The sequence below is a fragment of the Paraburkholderia fungorum genome, assembly GCF_900099835.1.
Classification (GTDB): Bacteria; Pseudomonadota; Gammaproteobacteria; order Burkholderiales; family Burkholderiaceae; genus Paraburkholderia; species Paraburkholderia fungorum_A.
In genome coordinates this window covers 1,785,354-1,801,449 of sequence record NZ_FNKP01000001.1, presented here as the reverse complement: position 1 = coordinate 1,801,449, position 16,096 = coordinate 1,785,354, and the positions used below count along the sequence as shown (strand labels likewise).

Here is a 16,096-nt window from a genome sequence, read left to right as displayed (position 1 = left end):
CCAAAGCCTTTCGCTTCATTACGACGCGTTACAAGATGCGCTGTTTCAGGCACTTTTCTTGTGCTTGAGCGCACTTGAACTCGCGGGTTCGAACGGTCGGGATCGGGCGATTGATCAAGTCGGGGTTAAAGAATCCGTGCGACGTGGCAAGACGCGTTTGACAGCGCGTTTGACAGCACAGGTTTGACGATTGCAGTTGGACGGGAAGCGGCGCGGTAAATCTGACGATTACGGCCCGATTGGACAATGCGCTCGTCACATTGCGTGACGATCGTCTGCGGAAAGACTTTTCACCGCATGAATGTATGCAGCGGATAACACAGTCGATTAATGCGAACCGTGCATCCGCTGCCTGCATGAACCCGCGTGCGCGGGCTCATGCAAAACTTGAAAACGAGCCGCTCAGCCCTTGCTGTACTCGATCGTTTCGACGCCGGTATCCGTGCCGAGCAGGCACAGATTCGCGCCGCGGCCGGCGAACAGCCCGACCGTCACCACGCCCGGCCATGCGTTGACATGCATTTCCAGCGTGCGCGGGTCGCTGATACGCAGACCCTTGACGTCGATGATTTCGTTGCCGTTATCGGTAATGAACGGCACGCCTTCCTTCGTCACGCGAACGACCGGTACGCCACCGAGCGCCGTCACGCGACGACCGATTGCGGTACGCGCCATCGGCACCACTTCGATCGGCAACGGGAAGTTGCCCAGCGTGTCGACCAGCTTGCTCGCATCGGCGATACAGACGAACACGTCCGACACCGACGCGACGATCTTCTCGCGCGTCAGCGCACCGCCGCCGCCCTTGATCATCGCGCCGCTGTGGTCGATTTCGTCCGCGCCGTCGACGTACACCGGCAGCGAGTCGATTTCGTTCAGATCGAGCACCTTGAAGCCGTGCGATTGCAGGCGCGCGGTGGTGGCGAGCGAGCTCGACACTGCGCCGCGATAGCGCGACTTGTTGGCGGCCAGCGCGTCGATAAAACAGTTCGCGGTGGAGCCGGTGCCGACGCCTACGATCGCGCCTTCGGGCACGTTGGCGTTCACGTAGTCGGCGGCGGCCTGGCCGACCAGTTGCTTGAGTTCGTCTTGAGTCATGGGAAAGGCTTGGCGTGCAGTAAAAACGGCTAGTTTACCGGAGTCGAGCGCGCGTGCCGGTGGATTACTTCTTCACCGAACGCTGACGAACAGCTTCAAACAGGCACACGCCGGACGCCACCGACACGTTCAGGCTCTCGACCGTACCCGCCATCGGAATCTGCATCACCACGTCGCAGGTATCGCGCGTCAGACGGCGCATGCCTTCGCCTTCCGCGCCCATCACCAGCGCCACCGGACCGTCCAGCTCCGTCTCGTACAGGCTCTTGGACGCCTCGCCGGCCGTGCCGACGACCCACACCCCCGCGTCCTTTAACTCGCGCAGCGCGCGCGCCAGATTCGTGACGGTGATGTACGGCACGGTATCCGCCGCGCCGCTCGCGACCTTCGCCGCCGTCGCATTCAGACCCACCGCGCGATCGCGCGGCGCGATGACCGCGTGCGCGCCGGCTGCATCGGCCACGCGCAGGCAGGCGCCGAGATTGTGCGGATCGGTCACGCCGTCGAGCACCAGGATCAGCGGCGAGCCGGTGATGCCGTCGAGCAACTCGGCCAGATTCTGCGCGAGCGGCATGTCGCCCGCACGCGCCACCACGCCCTGGTGACGCTCGGTATGCGAGAGGCCCCACAGACGCGTTTCGTCGGCGGCGATCAGACGCACGCCGGCTTCTTTCGCGGCATGCAGGAATTCGGTCATACGACGGTCCTTGCGTGTCGCGTCGTAATAAACCTCTTCAACCGTCGATGCATCGTGCCGCATACGTGCGGTCACTGCGTGGAAACCGTATAAAACCTTGAGACGTGACATGACTGAACAACCTTTGATTGAACGCGCTCAACGCGCGTTGCTGTGATGAATACGAGCTTGAGTACGTGAATGGAGTGCTGTGTCTGCAAGCTCACTTGCCTGCGTGCGCCGTGTACCAGACTGCCTTGACTGCAATATGCCTGCGATAAAACGCAGACCGCGCGCAACCGGTACGCGTGAACGTACCCGATGCGCGCGGTTCGACCGATGAAGCCGCTTCAGCGCTTCTTGCGTGCCTGCGGTTTCGCTGCCGATTTGGCCACGGCGCCATGCTTCTTCGCCGCACCGCGCGCGACGCGTGCTTCCTTGACCGCGACCGATTGCGCCGGAGCCGCCTTCTTGCGACGCGCGCCCGGTGCAGCGGAACCACCCGCGCCACCCGCGCCACCGTCTACCGGAGGCAACGAGCGCACGCGCGCACTGCCGCCGTCACTCGCGCCCTTGTCGGCCAATGCGCCACGTGCCGCAGGCGGCTTGATCGGCGTATCGCGTACGAGGCGGAAGTCGATCTTGCGTGCGTCCAGATCGACGCGGCTCACCTGCACCCGCACCCGATCCGACAGACGATAACGAATGCCCGTACGCTCGCCGCGCAACTCGTTCTTGATCTCGTCGTACTGGAAGTAGTCCGAGCCGAGTTCCGTGACGTGCACGAGGCCTTCGATAAACAGCGAGTCGAGCTGCACGAAAATTCCGAACGACGTGACGCCGCTCACCATGCCGCCGTACTCTTCGCCGAGCTTGTCGCGCATGAAATAGCACTTCAGCCAGGCCTCGACGTCACGCGATGCTTCGTCTGCGCGGCGTTCGTTGGCCGAGCAATGCAAGCCGAGTTCTTCCCAGATCGCGACGTTCTTTGCGCGCTGAAGGCCGCGCTTTTCTTCGTCGGACTGCTGCATCGCGCGGGCACGCGGCGACAGCGCCGTGTTCAGTTCGACGCCTTGCGGCGGCTCGGGCTGATACTTGCGGCCTTGCAGGATCGCGTAGATCGCACGGTGCGTGAGCAGATCGGGATAACGGCGGATCGGGCTCGTGAAGTGCGCGTACGCTTCATACGCGAGACCGAAGTGACCGATGTTGTCCGGGCTGTAAACCGCCTGCTGCATCGAGCGCAGCAGCATGGTTTGCAGCATCTGCGCGTCGGGCCGTTCGCGGATTTGCGCCATCAGCGCGGCGTAGTCGCTGGCGTGCGGCTTGTCGCCGCCTTGCAGCGTCAGCCCCATGCCGCGCAGGAACGTACGCAGATTTTCGAGCTTCTCCGCCGTCGGCCCCGCGTGCACGCGGAACAGGCCAGGATGCTTGTTGCGTTTGAGGAAGTCGGCTGCGCAGACGTTCGCGGCCAGCATGCACTCCTCGATCAGCTTGTGCGCGTCGTTGCGGGTGCGCGGCACGATCTGCTCGATCTTGCCCTGCGCATTGCAGACGATGTACGTCTCGGTCGTGTCGAAGTCGATCGCGCCGCGCTTCTGACGCGCTGCGAACAGCGACTTGTACACGCCATACAGATTCTGCAATTGCGGCAGCAATGCGGCGCGACGCGTGGCCTCCGGTCCCTTGGTGTTCTTCAACACCGCGGCGACTTCGGTATAGGTCAGACGCGCGGCCGAATGCATCACGCCGGGATAGAACTGATACGCCTTCACTTCGCCACGCGCGGTGACGATCATGTCGCACACCAGCACACAACGGTCAACGTTCGGGTTCAGCGAGCACAGACCGTTCGACAGCTTCTCCGGCAGCATCGGAATCACGCGGCGCGGGAAATACACCGACGTGCTGCGTTCGATCGCGTCGGCGTCGAGTCCGCTCTTCGGATGCACGTAGTGCGATACGTCGGCAATCGCGACGATCAGGCGGAAGCCTTCGCCGCGACCGACCTGGACCGGCTCGCAATACACTGCATCGTCGAAGTCGCGTGCGTCTTCGCCGTCGATCGTGACAAGCGGCACGTCGCGCAGATCGATACGATGACGCGCGTCGACCGGACGCACTTCGTCGGGCAGCTTCGCGGCTTCGTCGAGCGCGGCCTGGCCGAACTCGTGCGGCACGCCGTACTTGCGCACCGCGATTTCGATTTCCATGCCGGGGTCGTCGATATCGCCGAGCACTTCGACCACGCGGCCAAGCGGCTGCGAATGACGGCTCGGGAAATCGGTGAGTTCGACCACCACCACCTGGCCGACCTTGGCCTTCTTGGTGTTTTGCGCGATCAGGATGTCGTGGCCGATGCGCTTGTCTTCGGGCGCGACGATCAGTGCGCCGTTCTCGTTGAGCAGACGGCCGATCACGCGTTTGTTCGCGCGATCCGTGACCTCGACGATATGCCCTTCCGGACGCCCACGGCGGTCATAGCCGACGATGCGCGCGAGCACGCGGTCGTTATGCATGACCTTCTGCATCTCGCCGGTGGGCAGGAACAGATCGTCCTGGCCGTCGTCGCGAATCAGGAAGCCGTAGCCGTCGCGATGACCTTGCACGCGGCCCGCGACAAAGTTCGACGGATGCGTGAGTTGATAGAGATTGCGCTGATCGAGCCGGATCTGGCCGTCGCGCTCCATGGCGCCGAGGCGCTTGAAAAATCCCTCGCGCTCCTGGCGCTTGATCGACAAGGCTTCAGCGATGTCGTTCGCGGCAAGCGGCGCTTCACTCGTGCGCAGCACGCCCAGGATTTCTTCGCGGCTTGGGATCGGATAAGGAAATTTGCTCAAGGGCTTGTCGATGATTTTTTCTCGTTGCATGGACGTCGGTCGGCGATGTGGCTCGGCTTGGGAAGCGTTTGCGTTGTGCTTCAGTTGCGCTTGAAATGCACCTGCAAATGCACAGAAAAAAACTGCTCGGGTCCGGCTCGTTCAAGGCTGAGTCGACGCTCGTATGTGCACCGTGCCAACGAACTACTGCGAGGCATTCTAACACCCGTCTTGCGCGCCAAGCGGGCCGTCAATAGTCGCTGCGAGGGGCATTGGGCCTCGTCGGCGGGATGTTCAAGCAAGTTTGGAGAAACGCTTGACAGGTCCGAATCTGTCGCTATAATGGCGGTCTTTGCTGTTCATCACCTGCCCAGGTGGCGAAATTGGTAGACGCACTAGGTTCAGGTCCTAGCGGTGGCAACACTGTGGAGGTTCGAGTCCTCTCTTGGGCACCAGATTCAAAATTAGAGCCGCCTCCGGGCGGCTCTAATTTTTGTGAGAACCTACGTTGTCCGGTTCACGCTTTTAGTGTGATCGGTTGGCGTAGTGAGCAGGACGGTAGTTGAGTAGTGAAGCATCGCTTCGTTGCACAATTCACCGAGCGGTTGATAAAGCGAAGTTTGTCTGAAGTAGGGATTGACAAGCTGAATCAACCCGCTAAAATAGCGGTCTAGCTTGAAGACGTGCCCAGGTGGCGGAATTGGTAGACGCACTAGGTTCAGGTCCTAGCGGTGGCAACACCGTGGAGGTTCGAGTCCTCTCCTGGGCACCACGCCTCTTCAAGCAAAAACGAAACACCCCGTTGAGCCTTCGTGCTTCGCGGGGTTTTTTGTTTCTATCGACAGATTTTGTGCTGGCTCGATTCACTTGCCAGTTAGCAGATTGATATCGAGTCAGCTCCGCTTCCGATTGCGTCGCGCCTTTCGCTCCCGCTCGATATCTTCTCCTGCGACGACATCGCATCAAGCTAAAGCCATCGACATCGAGCCGATTGCAATGTCGCCACCATGTCGCCACCAAGCGCAAGCAAATTTAACGCGCCTTGTCCGCCCCACTCCAGTTGAAACCCAAAGCCGATTGCAGCTTCGGCGCCCATTTCGCGCAAGCCTGAAACGCGAGCAACGAGCCGCCCACCGCAAACAGCACAGGAATCAGAAAGTCCTGGCCCACGCGCGTAAATTCAAACATGAGCACCACCGCCGTGATCGGCATCTGCATCGATGCGGCGAGAAATGCCGTTGCGCCGATCACCGCGAATCCGCCTGACGACGCACCCGGCCAGACCAGACTCCACGCGCCGCCAAGTACGATCGCGAGCAAAGCGCCGTTTGCGAGACCCGGCGTCAGCAAGCCGCCCTCCGCGCCCGCTCGCAAACTGCTGGCTGTTATCACCACCTTCAGCACCAGCAACATCGCAGCAAGACCGATCGTCAAGCCGCCGTCGAATGCGAGGCCCGCAGGACCTTTGCCATTGCCGAGCAATTGCGGAAAATGCATCGCCAGTACGCCGATGATCGCAAAGTTCAACACCGACAACACGGGCAGGCGCCAGTCCTTTGGTGCGGCAGCGCGCGAACGCTTCGTCAGCTCGGTAAAGCCCCACGCGGCCACGCCGAAAATTGGGCCGCAGACGAGCGACCACACGATCAACGACGCATTCACTGCCAACACCGGCACCAGGTATTGATGCTCGTCGCCGAGTCCGAGTTGCGCGACCAGTGCCGCGATCGCCGAGGTCACGATGGCCGGCACCAACGCACGCACACCGAACGTGCCCAGCAACACTTCTAGCACGAACACCGCGCCGCCGAGCGGCACGTTATAGACCGCAGCGAGACCCGCGCCGGCGCCGCACGCCACCATGATCCGGCTTTGCGCCACCGACAACCCCGCGCGTCTCGACAGCCATCCGGCGAGCGCCGAGCCGATCTCACGCGGCGCGACTTCGCGGCCCAGCGGAGAACCGAGCGCCACGGTGACGATCTGCAGCAGCGCGTGAATCGTCGTGCTCAGCAACGGCATCTGCGGATCGTCGGATTTGACGGCCTGACGAATACTCACGAGCGGTCGTCCGTAGCGATACAGCGCCCACCAGCCGAGGCCCGCGACGAGTCCGCAAATCGTCAGCACGACTACGCGGCGTTCGGGCGACGCACCGCTTACGCCTTGCAGGAAACTCTCAGCGCTAATCAGATGCGTTGCGCTGTAACCGTAAGCGAGATGCTGAATACCGTGCAGCAGCAACGCGAGCCCCATACCACCGAAACCGGCGCCAATACCTGTGAGCAGCGTCACCAGCGCGACCACCAGAAACGGGCTGTGCTCGCGGCGGACCGGATACGAAGTGATTGATTTGACTGACATATTGCGTCGGCGGAGGCAAATAACGAGATAGCGAACATGGTATGTCGCGACGCAGCATGAATCAAATTGATTTTTCAGTTCGACTCATGCGATTAGCGCATATATGCGCCAGATCTAGCTTTTTACATCCGTAGAAGCTCGCCCGACGGGAGAACCTACCGCCGGCGAAACACGCTCAATTTTCCTCGGTGGGCACGCCAACGGTTCACGCGCAGAGCGAACCCACCGCGTTTCAATCACACGCTCGTCGAACCCGCCGACACAAAGAACATCGACACCACACACGCCACGCCGACAAACCACACCAGCGAGCGCAGCGAAGCCAGGTTCATCACATACAACACGCCATGCAGCACACGCGTGACGACAAACGTGATCGCCAGCACATTGATCCATGTCGGCGAACCGCCCGCCTGCCCTGCTACGACAATCGCCGCCGTGAACATCGCCAGCGCCTCCCATGCGTTCTGATGTGCCGCATGCGCCCGCGCGCGCCATCCGTCGAGACCGGCCAGATAAGCGCGCGGCGTGCGATTGTCGTAACGCTTGCTCACTTTCGCCAGCATGGTCCACGGAAACGGCAAGAGTGCAACGATGAGCAGGCATAGATGCGGAATTGTCATTATTTAGTCTCCCTTGTTGCGCGGCGTATTTGTCGCGAGCCGCTTTTATACCCGTGCGCTCTGGCGCCCGCCAACCTTAATTCGACGAGCGCAACCTCTATTCGCGCAATCCGTCAGGCGAATTAAAAATCAGTAGAAGCCGGCCATGGCATCGCGCGAATATGTAATTTGTACATTACAAAAAACAAACATAAATACAGACACGGTTAATACAATAATTACAATTAACCGACATTATCCATGCATTACGGATTCAGCACGAATTTTGCTCCAGGTATAAATACGGATAAACGCCCGTTCAACCATGCAGGTGTTTAACGGTCGGCGTACACTCGCTCGAAGCCAATGCCACAAGGCGTACGGGGCTAAAGAGATGCTCGTGAAAACACACACGGGTGGTTGGGGACTCAGGAGAACAATCAATGAGCTGGACACGGGAACAGAGAAACGTCACGATCGCCGCCTATCTGGGCTGGACCCTCGACGCATTCGATTTCTTTCTGATGGTATTCGTATTGAAAGATATTGCGGCGGAATTCAATACAACAATCCCGTCAGTCGCTTTCGCGATTATGCTGACCTTGATGATGCGTCCGGTCGGCGCACTGATTTTCGGCTGGCTCGCCGACAAATACGGCCGCCGCCCCACGCTGATGGTCAACATTGCGTGCTTTTCGTTACTCGAATTGCTATCGGGCCTTTCGCCCAATCTGATGACACTGCTGGTGCTGCGCGCGCTGTTCGGCATTGCGATGGGCGGCGAATGGGGCGTGGGCGGCGCATTGACGATGGAAACCGTGCCGCCCAAATCGCGCGGCATCGTGTCGGGACTGCTGCAGGCGGGTTATCCGAGCGGCTATCTGCTGGCGTCGATCGTGTTCGGGGTGTTCTATCAATACATCGGCTGGCGCGGCATGTTCTTTGTCGGCGTGTTGCCTGCCCTGCTCGTGCTGTATGTGCGTGCACACGTACCGGAATCGCCGGCTTTCAGGACACTCGAAAAGAAGCAGCGCCCGGGTTTGATCGTCACGTTGAAACAGAACATCAAGCTGTCGCTGTACGCGATCGTTCTGATGACCGCGTTCAACTTCTTCTCGCACGGCTCGCAGGATCTGTATCCGACTTTCCTGCGCGTTCAGCATCAGTTCGACGCACACACCGTGTCGTGGATCACGATCACGCTGAACGTCGGCGCGATTATCGGCGGACTGTTCTTCGGCTCGCTGTCGGAAAAGATCGGCCGCAAGCGCGCGATCTTCATCGCCGCACTGATCGCATTGCCGGTGCTGCCGCTGTGGGCGTTCTCAACCACGCCGGTGCTGCTCGCAGCCGGCGCGTTCCTGATGCAGATCTCGGTGCAAGGTGCATGGGGCGTTATTCCAGTACACCTGAATGAAATCTCGCCCGATGAAATTCGCGCGACCTTCCCCGGCCTCGTGTATCAACTCGGCAATCTGATTGCATCGGTGAACGGACCGTTGCAGGCAGGTCTGGCCGAACGCATGGGCAACAATTACGCGTTGGTGATGGCGGTCGTGATCGGCATCGTCGCGGTAGTGATTGCCGTGCTGATTCCGTTCAGCCGCGAGCGTCGCGGCATCGACATGACGCAGTCGGCCAAAGAGGTGGCGGCACAGCTTTAAGCGTTCGAACTAAACAGCTATTGCGCTTGCGAGATATCAGGCACAATAGGCGCAAAGGCGGCTAGAACCGCTGCGACGCCAAGCACGCATACGCCACGCGTCCACAGTACGAAGCAGGGCCAAACAGGTAGCAAGACAAGCAATACGAGGCCGTTCCGATTTCCATCGGAACGGCCTTTTTTATTTTCCGCGCGAATTGACGCATCGCGCATCACGGAAGACGACCTGCGTCAGGTCTTCTAGAGGAGTTAGTCGACTGCGACCCCTTGATCGTAAGCACATTCTTTCCTTATCCTGAAAAAAACAACTGTTTCAAATATCAATTTGAATCGCTTGTTTGCGGGCCGGACGCCCGGCAACTGGGAGACGCAACATGGCAGTTCGCACAACAGGCCGGCATGCCGGCGATACAAAATCACGCATCCTCGACGCCGCCGAAACGCTGTTTATCGAATGCGGTTATGAGGCAATGTCGTTGCGCCAGATTACTTCGCGGGCCGAAGTGAATCTGGCGGCGGTCAACTATCACTTCGGCAGCAAGGAATCGCTGATTCATTCGATGCTGTCGCGTCGTCTCGACCAGCTCAACCAGGAACGGCTCAAGCTGCTCGACCGCTTCGATGCAATGCTCGGCGAGCGCCTGACCTGCGAGCACGTGCTCGGCGCGATGTTCATTCCGGCGCTGCGTCTGTCGCGCGATCCGCGGGTCGGAGGGAAAGCGTTTTTGCGGCTGCTGGGGCGCGCTTATACCGATCCGTCGTCGTTCATCCGCGACTTTTTGAATGGACATTACGCGTCGGTGGCCGTGCGCTTTTTCGATGCGTTCCAGCGTGCGTTGCCGCATCTGCCGCGCGAGGAACTGGGCTGGCGTCTGCACTTTGCAATCGGCGCGCTGTCAGGCGTGCTGGCCGGCACCGATACCGATAGCCTGATCTCCGAGTTTTCGCAGGGCAAGTCGATGAACGACCTGCAACTGATCGCGCGTCTGGCGTCGTTGATGGTCGCGGCTCTCAAGGCGCCGTTGCCGGATAGCTCGCAACTCGCGGCGTTCGCGGCGGTGCTGGGCGATGCAGCCGAGGGCGGCAGCGACTCGGCAGACAGGTCGTCGGAAACACAGGAGCGCGGCGAGCCGGTGGAAACGAAGGAATCGGTGGAATCGGCGGCCGATGTTTCGTCCGGCGGCGAGCGTCATGGCGGCAGGATCGAAGCGGCTTCGTATCAGCATGCGTATCACGGTTCGGCCTGACGCCCACACGGGTTGCTGCGAACACGATACGGACGCGGACGGCGCCGTGACGGGCCGTCCAGCGTCAAACTCGAACACGCGGCGGTCCATTGCAAACCCATCGCAGCCGGCAAGCAGGCCAGCGCATAAAACCGCCCTGCTTCACCGGCAGCACACCGAAGCATCGAAGCTGCAACAAGTACCCGCCAATCAAGTGTCGACCACGCAAACATACGCAACAACGTTACGCAACCGGACACCATGAAACCCGCAGTCCCGAGCGGCACGTCTAACTTCCGCACCTGAGCGCCGCTCCGTTGTCGAACGATCAGCACGACACGGAACGCGTATCAAACCCGCAGCAAGCGCGAATCGGGAGCGACGCAAAAACGACGCAGGCAACGACGCCATACCGATTCGCAAGCGCATGGCGAAGCAGGCAACCACCTCACCCGCCAGCAACAACAGCAGAAGCAGCAAAAAAGAAGAAAGATAATCGACAGAACGCGAGCCGTCCGCGCCCCCGTGGATGCGTCCGCACGCACCATCGAAACAGGAGGAAACGTCATGCCGTGGTTCATCCTAGTGCTCGTCATCGCCGCCTTTGCGCTCGTCTATGTTCAGGCGCGCGCGTCCTGGTGGCTGGCTTTCATGATCGTCTGGGTGGCGGCTGCGAAGCTCAGCGGAGCGGCCGGCCCGGTGCTGACCATTGTGCTCGCGATCGTGTTCGTCCTCCCTGCTCTCGTGCTTGCATTGAAGCCGTTGCGCCGCACCTGGCTCACGAAACCGGTGCTCGACATCTTCCGCAAGATCCTGCCGGAGATGTCGCCGACCGAACGCGATGCAATCGAAGCCGGCACCGTCTGGTGGGACGCCGAACTGTTCTCCGGACGCCCGCATTGGGACAAGCTGCTCGGCTACGGCCCCGCCACGCTCACCCGTGAAGAGCAGTCCTTTCTCGATGTCGAATGCGAGCGTCTGTGCGATCTCGCGAACGACTGGGAAACCACGATGGTCTGGCAGGATCTGTCGCCGCAAACCTGGCAGTACATCAAGGAAAGCGGCTTTCTCGGCATGATCATTCCGAAGCAGTACGGCGGCAAGCAGTTCTCCGCGTACGCGCATTCGCAGGTCATCATGAAGCTCGCCACGCGGTGCTCGGCGGCGGCCGTGTCGGTGATGGTGCCGAACTCGCTCGGCCCAGCCGAACTGCTGATGCACTACGGCACCGAGGAACAGAAAAACCACTATCTGCCGCGTCTCGCGCGCGGCGATGAAATCCCCTGCTTCGCGTTGACGAGCCCTTACGCGGGATCCGACGCGGCGGCGATTCCCGACGTCGGCATCGTCTGCAAGGGCATGTTTGAAGGCCGCGAGACGCTCGGCTTTCGCGTCACCTGGGACAAACGCTACATCACGCTCGGCCCGATCGCGACCGTGCTTGGCCTCGCTTTCCGCGCGCTCGATCCCGACCGTCTGCTCGGTGGCGGCGACGAGCCCGGCATCACCTGCGCGCTGATTCCGACCGACCACCCCGGCGTGAACATCGGCCGCCGTCACTGGCCGCTGAACGCGGTGTTCCAGAACGGCCCGAACTCGGGCAAGGACGTGTTCATTCCGCTCGACTGGGTGATCGGCGGACGCGCGCAGGTCGGCAACGGCTGGCGCATGCTGATGGAATGCCTCGCGGCAGGCCGCGCGATTTCGCTACCGTCGTCGAATGTGGGCATGGCGAAGATCGCCGTGCGCGGCACCGGCGCGTATGCCGCGGTCCGGCGGCAATTCCGCACCGCCGTCGGCAAGTTCGAGGGCGTGCAGGAAGCGCTCGGCCGGATGGGCGGCAACCTCTATGTGATGGACGCCGCGCGCCGCCTGTCCGCGCATGCGGTGGATCTCGGCGAAAAACCGTCGGTCATTTCGGCGATCGCGAAGTATCACATCACCGAACGCGCCCGCATGGTCATCAACGACGGCATGGATATCGCCGCCGGCAAGGGCATCTGCATGGGGCCGTCGAACTTCCTCGCGCGTGCGTATCAGCAGGTGCCGATCGCGATTACCGTCGAAGGTGCGAACATCCTGACGCGCTGCCTGATCATCTTTGGCCAGGGCGCGATCCGCTGTCATCCGTATGTGCTGAAGGAAATGGCTGCGACGCGCGAGACCGATCACGCGAAGGCACTGCGCGACTTCGACGACGCCTTCTTCGGCCACGTCAGTTTCACGCTTTCGAATGTTGCGCGCAGTTTCGTTTATGGCTTGACGGGCGGCGCTTTCATCACGAAGCCGGGTGCGGCGTATGCGCCGCTGCACGAGTACTATCGCGCGGCAACCCGTATTTCGACCGCATTCGCGTTGCTCGCCGACGTGTCGATGTTCGTGCTCGGCGGCGATCTGAAACGGCGTGAGCGCATCTCGGGTCGTCTGGGCGATGTGTTGTCGCAGTTGTACCTGATCTCGGCCACGCTCAAGCGTTTCGAGGACGAAGGCCGTCAGGAAGAAGATTTGCCGCTGGTGCGCTGGGGCGTCGAAGATTCGCTGTACAAGGCGCAACAGGCGCTCGACGGCGTGCTCGCGAACTATCCGAACCGCTTCGCCGCCGGTCTCGTGCGGGCGCTCGCGTTCCCGTTCGGCCTGCCGCATCGCGAGCCGTCGGACCGTCTCGGCACAGAGATCGCCGAGTTGATGCAAACGCCGGGCGCGGCGCGCAATCGCCTGGTGTCGGATTCGTACGTGCCGCATCCCGATGTCGATGCGCTCGGTTATGGCGAGCTGGTGTTCGAACTGAACCCGCGCTTCACGCAGATCGATCAGAAGCTACGCGATGCGGTCCGGCAAGGGCTGCTCGAGCCGATGCCGCAGAGCCTGCCGCAACTCGGCGCATGGACCGACTCGGCGCAGAAGAAAGGCCTGATCGACGCGGACGAGCGGCGCGTGCTCGACGACTACGCGCGTTACGGCGCGCAGGTCGTGAAGGTCGACGATTTCCCCGCCGACTTCGACATGCTCGCGAACCTGCAGAAGCGCAAGGAGACGCTCGAAAAGGCGTTGGAACTGGCCGCGTGAATTCACGCTCAGTGACTGCTGAGTACGTGGACATCACACGCAGCGCACACGAAAAAAACCTCCTGAGCGGGCGCGCCGGGGCGCCCAACTCAGTGCACACTGACACACGTCCGAAGTCCGTCGAAGGACTTCCCGAAGAGCGTGACCAGCGGAGCAGCCAACTCTATGAACGACTCGTATCTGAACTTCGTCAACTCGCCGTTCGGAGCGCGCCTCGCGCGCTCGCTCGGTCTGCCGAAGCCCGAGGTGCTGCACCGATATCGCGCGGACCAACCCGAATTCGGCGGTCTGGTCGCCATCGGCGCGGGCCGCGAACCTCGTCTGCTCGACGCATTGGCGAATCTGGTCGCCAGTATCGGCGTGACGAGCGTCGCGCACGGGAGCGCCGGCTTGTGGGTGCCGCTCGCCAATCGGCATGGCCTGATGACCGGGCGTTTCGAACCGGCTGAGGGAGGTTCGTCTGGCAAACTCGCCGCGCTGCTGTTCGATGCGAGCGGGATCGAAGACAGCACCCAACTGGAGCCGCTGCACGCGTTCTTCCACGACACGCTGCGCTCGCTCGGCAAGTGCGGGCGCATCGTCGTGCTCGGGCGACCGCCGGAGAATTGTGCGACGCCGCGCCAGTGGACCGCGCAACGTGCGCTGGAAGGTTTGACGAGATCGCTCGGCAAGGAAGCGCGGCGCGGTATCACGGCGAATCTCGTGTATGTCGGCGAAAGCGCGGAAAGCGGCGTTGAAGCGACGCTGCGATTCTTTTTGTCGCCGCGTTCCGCGTATGTGTCGGGACAGGTCGTGCGGATCGAAGCAGGCGCGGCTCAATTGCCGTCCGGCTTCGACTGGCAGCAACCGCTCGCTGGACGCCGCGCAGTCGTGACCGGCGCGGCGCGCGGCATCGGCGCATCGATTGCGGGCGTGCTCGCGGCCGAAGGCGCGCATGTGATCGGCATCGACATTCCGTCGGCACGCGACGCGCTCGACGCGACGATGCGTCAACTGAACGGCACCGCCCTCGCCTTCGATATCGCCGCGCCCGAAGCGCCCGCGCAAATCGCCGCCGCGCTCGACGAACAGGGTGTCGATATCGTCGTACACAACGCGGGCATCACGAAGGACAAAACCCTCGCGAAGATGACCGCAGCGGCCTGGCAAAACGTGATCGACATCAACCTGAGCGCGCAGGAACGGATCGACGACGCACTGCTCGCCGCCGGCATTCTCCGCGACGGCGGACGCATTGTCGGCGTGTCGTCGATCAGCGGGATTGCGGGCAATCTCGGCCAGACCAATTACGCGACGTCGAAAGCCGGCGTGATCGGCCGGGTGCAGAGCATGGCGCCGCATCTGCGCGCGCGCGGCATCACGATCAACGCCGTGGCGCCCGGTTTCATCGAAACGCAGATGACCGCGAAAATCCCGCTGACCATTCGCGAAGCCGGCCGCCGGATGAATTCGATGAGCCAGGGCGGCCAGCCGGTCGACGTCGCGCAGACCATCGCGTGGCTCGCGCATCCGGGATCGGCGGGCGTGAGCGGCCAGGTCGTACGCGTGTGCGGGCAAAGCCTGATTGGAGCGTAAGCATGGGTGATCCGTTCGGCAATCGTCACGCGTCGGGTTTGACGCGACCCGACGCAGTGCGGCCTAAAACCGTCGTCATCGAAACCTTGCCCACGCCGTCCAGGCTCTATGCGCGCGCGTTGTCGGGCATCGTCAAACGCGGGCGCGAAATCCAGTTGCCTGCGCTGCGTCTGGTGCGCCCGGCGGTCGCCATCGACCCCGGCCCCGCGTGGCGTTACGCGCGCGTTTGCGGGTTTATCCCCGAGCATGGCGTGCCGCTCACTTATCCTCATTTGCTGGCCTTTCCGCTGCATCTGCTGATGCTGACCGACCCGGCGTTTCCGTGGCCCGCGCTTGGGCTCGTGCATCTCGCCAATCATGTGCGGCTGCGCCGGCCGCTGTCGTACAAGGACACGCTGCGTGTCGAAGTCGAATTCGGTGCGCTGCTGCGCCACGACAAGGGTCAGGCGTTCGTGCTGCACACGCGCATGTATCGACGCGGCGAGGCCGTGTGGGACGGCGACAGCGTCTATCTGAAGCGCAATGTGCAGGCGGGCGGCACTCCGCTGGGCGGCACTCCGCTCGAACCGCTCCAACTCGGGCCGCTGGCGCTACAACGCATTTCGCGCTGGCAACTCGCGCCGCAGTTGGGCCGCGATTACGCGAGTGTGTCGGGCGACTACAACCCGATTCACCTCGCCGCGTTGTCCGCGAAAGCATTCGGCTTTCCGCGCGCGATTGCACACGGCATGTGGACGCTAGCGCGCGCCGCCTCCGCATTGCAGCCGCCGAAGCCGCTCGCCGAAGCCACGCTGAGCGCCGAATTCAAATTGCCGATGCTGCTGCCGGGCGAGGCGACGCTGTGGAGCGCGTCGCCTTCGCTGATCGAACGCGATATCGAGGTGCGCGACAAGGCCGGAGAAAAGCCGCATTTACGCGGCCGTTTTCAATGGAGGCTGCAATGAAACTTGCGGGCATTTTTATTGCAACGGGCAACCCATTGAAGTCCGTTGGAATGAATGTGGCGC

Annotated in this window: 10 protein-coding genes and 2 tRNA genes; 7 read left to right on the top strand and 5 right to left on the bottom strand. The window is 61.8% G+C overall.

Annotation, left to right across the window (positions count from 1 at the left end; translation table 11 throughout):
• Positions 1 to 402: 402 nt before the first annotated feature.
• From rpiA to rnr, 3 genes are all read right to left on the bottom strand, one after another.
• Entirely contained in the window at positions 403 to 1,098 is a 696-nt protein-coding gene (gene rpiA / locus BLS41_RS07885) for a ribose-5-phosphate isomerase RpiA (protein WP_074763792.1), read from the bottom strand.
• A gap of 64 nt (positions 1,099 to 1,162) precedes the next feature.
• Complete coding sequence (gene rlmB / locus BLS41_RS07880) at positions 1,163 to 1,906, bottom strand: 23S rRNA (guanosine(2251)-2'-O)-methyltransferase RlmB (RefSeq protein ID WP_074763791.1); 744 nt, start codon at positions 1,904 to 1,906, stop codon at positions 1,163 to 1,165.
• A 218-nt stretch (positions 1,907 to 2,124) separates the two neighbouring features.
• Positions 2,125 to 4,644 (bottom strand): ribonuclease R, encoded by a 2,520-nt coding sequence (gene rnr, locus BLS41_RS07875; protein ID WP_074763790.1) that lies wholly within the window; start codon positions 4,642 to 4,644, stop codon positions 2,125 to 2,127.
• A 317-nt stretch (positions 4,645 to 4,961) separates the two neighbouring features.
• Here rnr and BLS41_RS07870 point away from each other — a divergent pair.
• Positions 4,962 to 5,048: transfer RNA gene (locus BLS41_RS07870), tRNA-Leu, on the top strand.
• Positions 5,049 to 5,278: 230 nt separating this feature from the next.
• Positions 5,279 to 5,365, top strand: a tRNA-Leu gene (locus BLS41_RS07865).
• A gap of 260 nt (positions 5,366 to 5,625) precedes the next feature.
• Here the strand turns inward: BLS41_RS07865 and BLS41_RS07860 are convergent.
• Entirely contained in the window at positions 5,626 to 6,957 is a 1,332-nt protein-coding gene (locus BLS41_RS07860) for a chloride channel protein (RefSeq protein WP_074763789.1), read from the bottom strand.
• Between the two features lie 236 nt (positions 6,958 to 7,193).
• Complete coding sequence (locus BLS41_RS07855; RefSeq protein ID WP_074763788.1) at positions 7,194 to 7,580, bottom strand: MAPEG family protein; 387 nt, start codon at positions 7,578 to 7,580, stop codon at positions 7,194 to 7,196.
• 422 nt (positions 7,581 to 8,002) lie between these two features.
• Here BLS41_RS07855 and BLS41_RS07850 point away from each other — a divergent pair, with 422 nt between their 5' ends.
• The 5 genes from BLS41_RS07850 to BLS41_RS07830 all read left to right on the top strand — a co-directional run bounded on the left by BLS41_RS07850 (position 8,003) and on the right by BLS41_RS07830 (position 16,033).
• The gene (locus tag BLS41_RS07850; protein WP_074763787.1) at positions 8,003 to 9,223 is read left to right on the top strand and encodes an MFS transporter; all 1,221 of its coding nucleotides are present in this window, start codon (positions 8,003 to 8,005) and stop codon (positions 9,221 to 9,223) included.
• A 373-nt stretch (positions 9,224 to 9,596) separates the two neighbouring features.
• Complete coding sequence (locus BLS41_RS07845; RefSeq protein WP_074763786.1) at positions 9,597 to 10,469, top strand: TetR/AcrR family transcriptional regulator; 873 nt, start codon at positions 9,597 to 9,599, stop codon at positions 10,467 to 10,469.
• A 546-nt stretch (positions 10,470 to 11,015) separates the two neighbouring features.
• Positions 11,016 to 13,514: an acyl-CoA dehydrogenase gene (locus tag BLS41_RS07840; RefSeq protein WP_074763785.1), complete on the top strand. Its 2,499-nt coding sequence runs from the start codon at positions 11,016 to 11,018 to the stop codon at positions 13,512 to 13,514.
• Between the two features lie 165 nt (positions 13,515 to 13,679).
• Positions 13,680 to 15,089, top strand: coding sequence for a 3-oxoacyl-ACP reductase (locus tag BLS41_RS07835; RefSeq protein ID WP_074763784.1), 1,410 nt, complete (start codon positions 13,680 to 13,682; stop codon positions 15,087 to 15,089).
• Between the two features lie 2 nt (positions 15,090 to 15,091).
• Positions 15,092 to 16,033 carry a MaoC/PaaZ C-terminal domain-containing protein gene (locus tag BLS41_RS07830; RefSeq protein WP_074763783.1) on the top strand — a complete coding sequence of 314 codons (942 nt, stop codon included), beginning with the start codon at positions 15,092 to 15,094 and terminating at the stop codon, positions 16,031 to 16,033.
• Positions 16,034 to 16,096 lie beyond the last annotated feature (63 nt).

Coding starts and splice junctions, on each gene's coding strand:
- rnr (WP_074763790.1), bottom strand. CDS start 4,644: ATGCAACGAGAAAAAATCATCGACAAGCCCTTGAGCAAATTTCCTTAT.
- rpiA (WP_074763792.1), bottom strand. CDS start 1,098: ATGACTCAAGACGAACTCAAGCAACTGGTCGGCCAGGCCGCCGCCGAC.
- BLS41_RS07850 (WP_074763787.1), top strand. CDS start 8,003: ATGAGCTGGACACGGGAACAGAGAAACGTCACGATCGCCGCCTATCTG.
- BLS41_RS07835 (WP_074763784.1), top strand. CDS start 13,680: ATGAACGACTCGTATCTGAACTTCGTCAACTCGCCGTTCGGAGCGCGC.
- BLS41_RS07860 (WP_074763789.1), bottom strand. CDS start 6,957: ATGTCAGTCAAATCAATCACTTCGTATCCGGTCCGCCGCGAGCACAGC.
- rlmB (WP_074763791.1), bottom strand. CDS start 1,906: ATGTCACGTCTCAAGGTTTTATACGGTTTCCACGCAGTGACCGCACGT.
- BLS41_RS07845 (WP_074763786.1), top strand. CDS start 9,597: ATGGCAGTTCGCACAACAGGCCGGCATGCCGGCGATACAAAATCACGC.
- BLS41_RS07840 (WP_074763785.1), top strand. CDS start 11,016: ATGCCGTGGTTCATCCTAGTGCTCGTCATCGCCGCCTTTGCGCTCGTC.
- BLS41_RS07855 (WP_074763788.1), bottom strand. CDS start 7,580: ATGACAATTCCGCATCTATGCCTGCTCATCGTTGCACTCTTGCCGTTT.
- BLS41_RS07830 (WP_074763783.1), top strand. CDS start 15,092: ATGGGTGATCCGTTCGGCAATCGTCACGCGTCGGGTTTGACGCGACCC.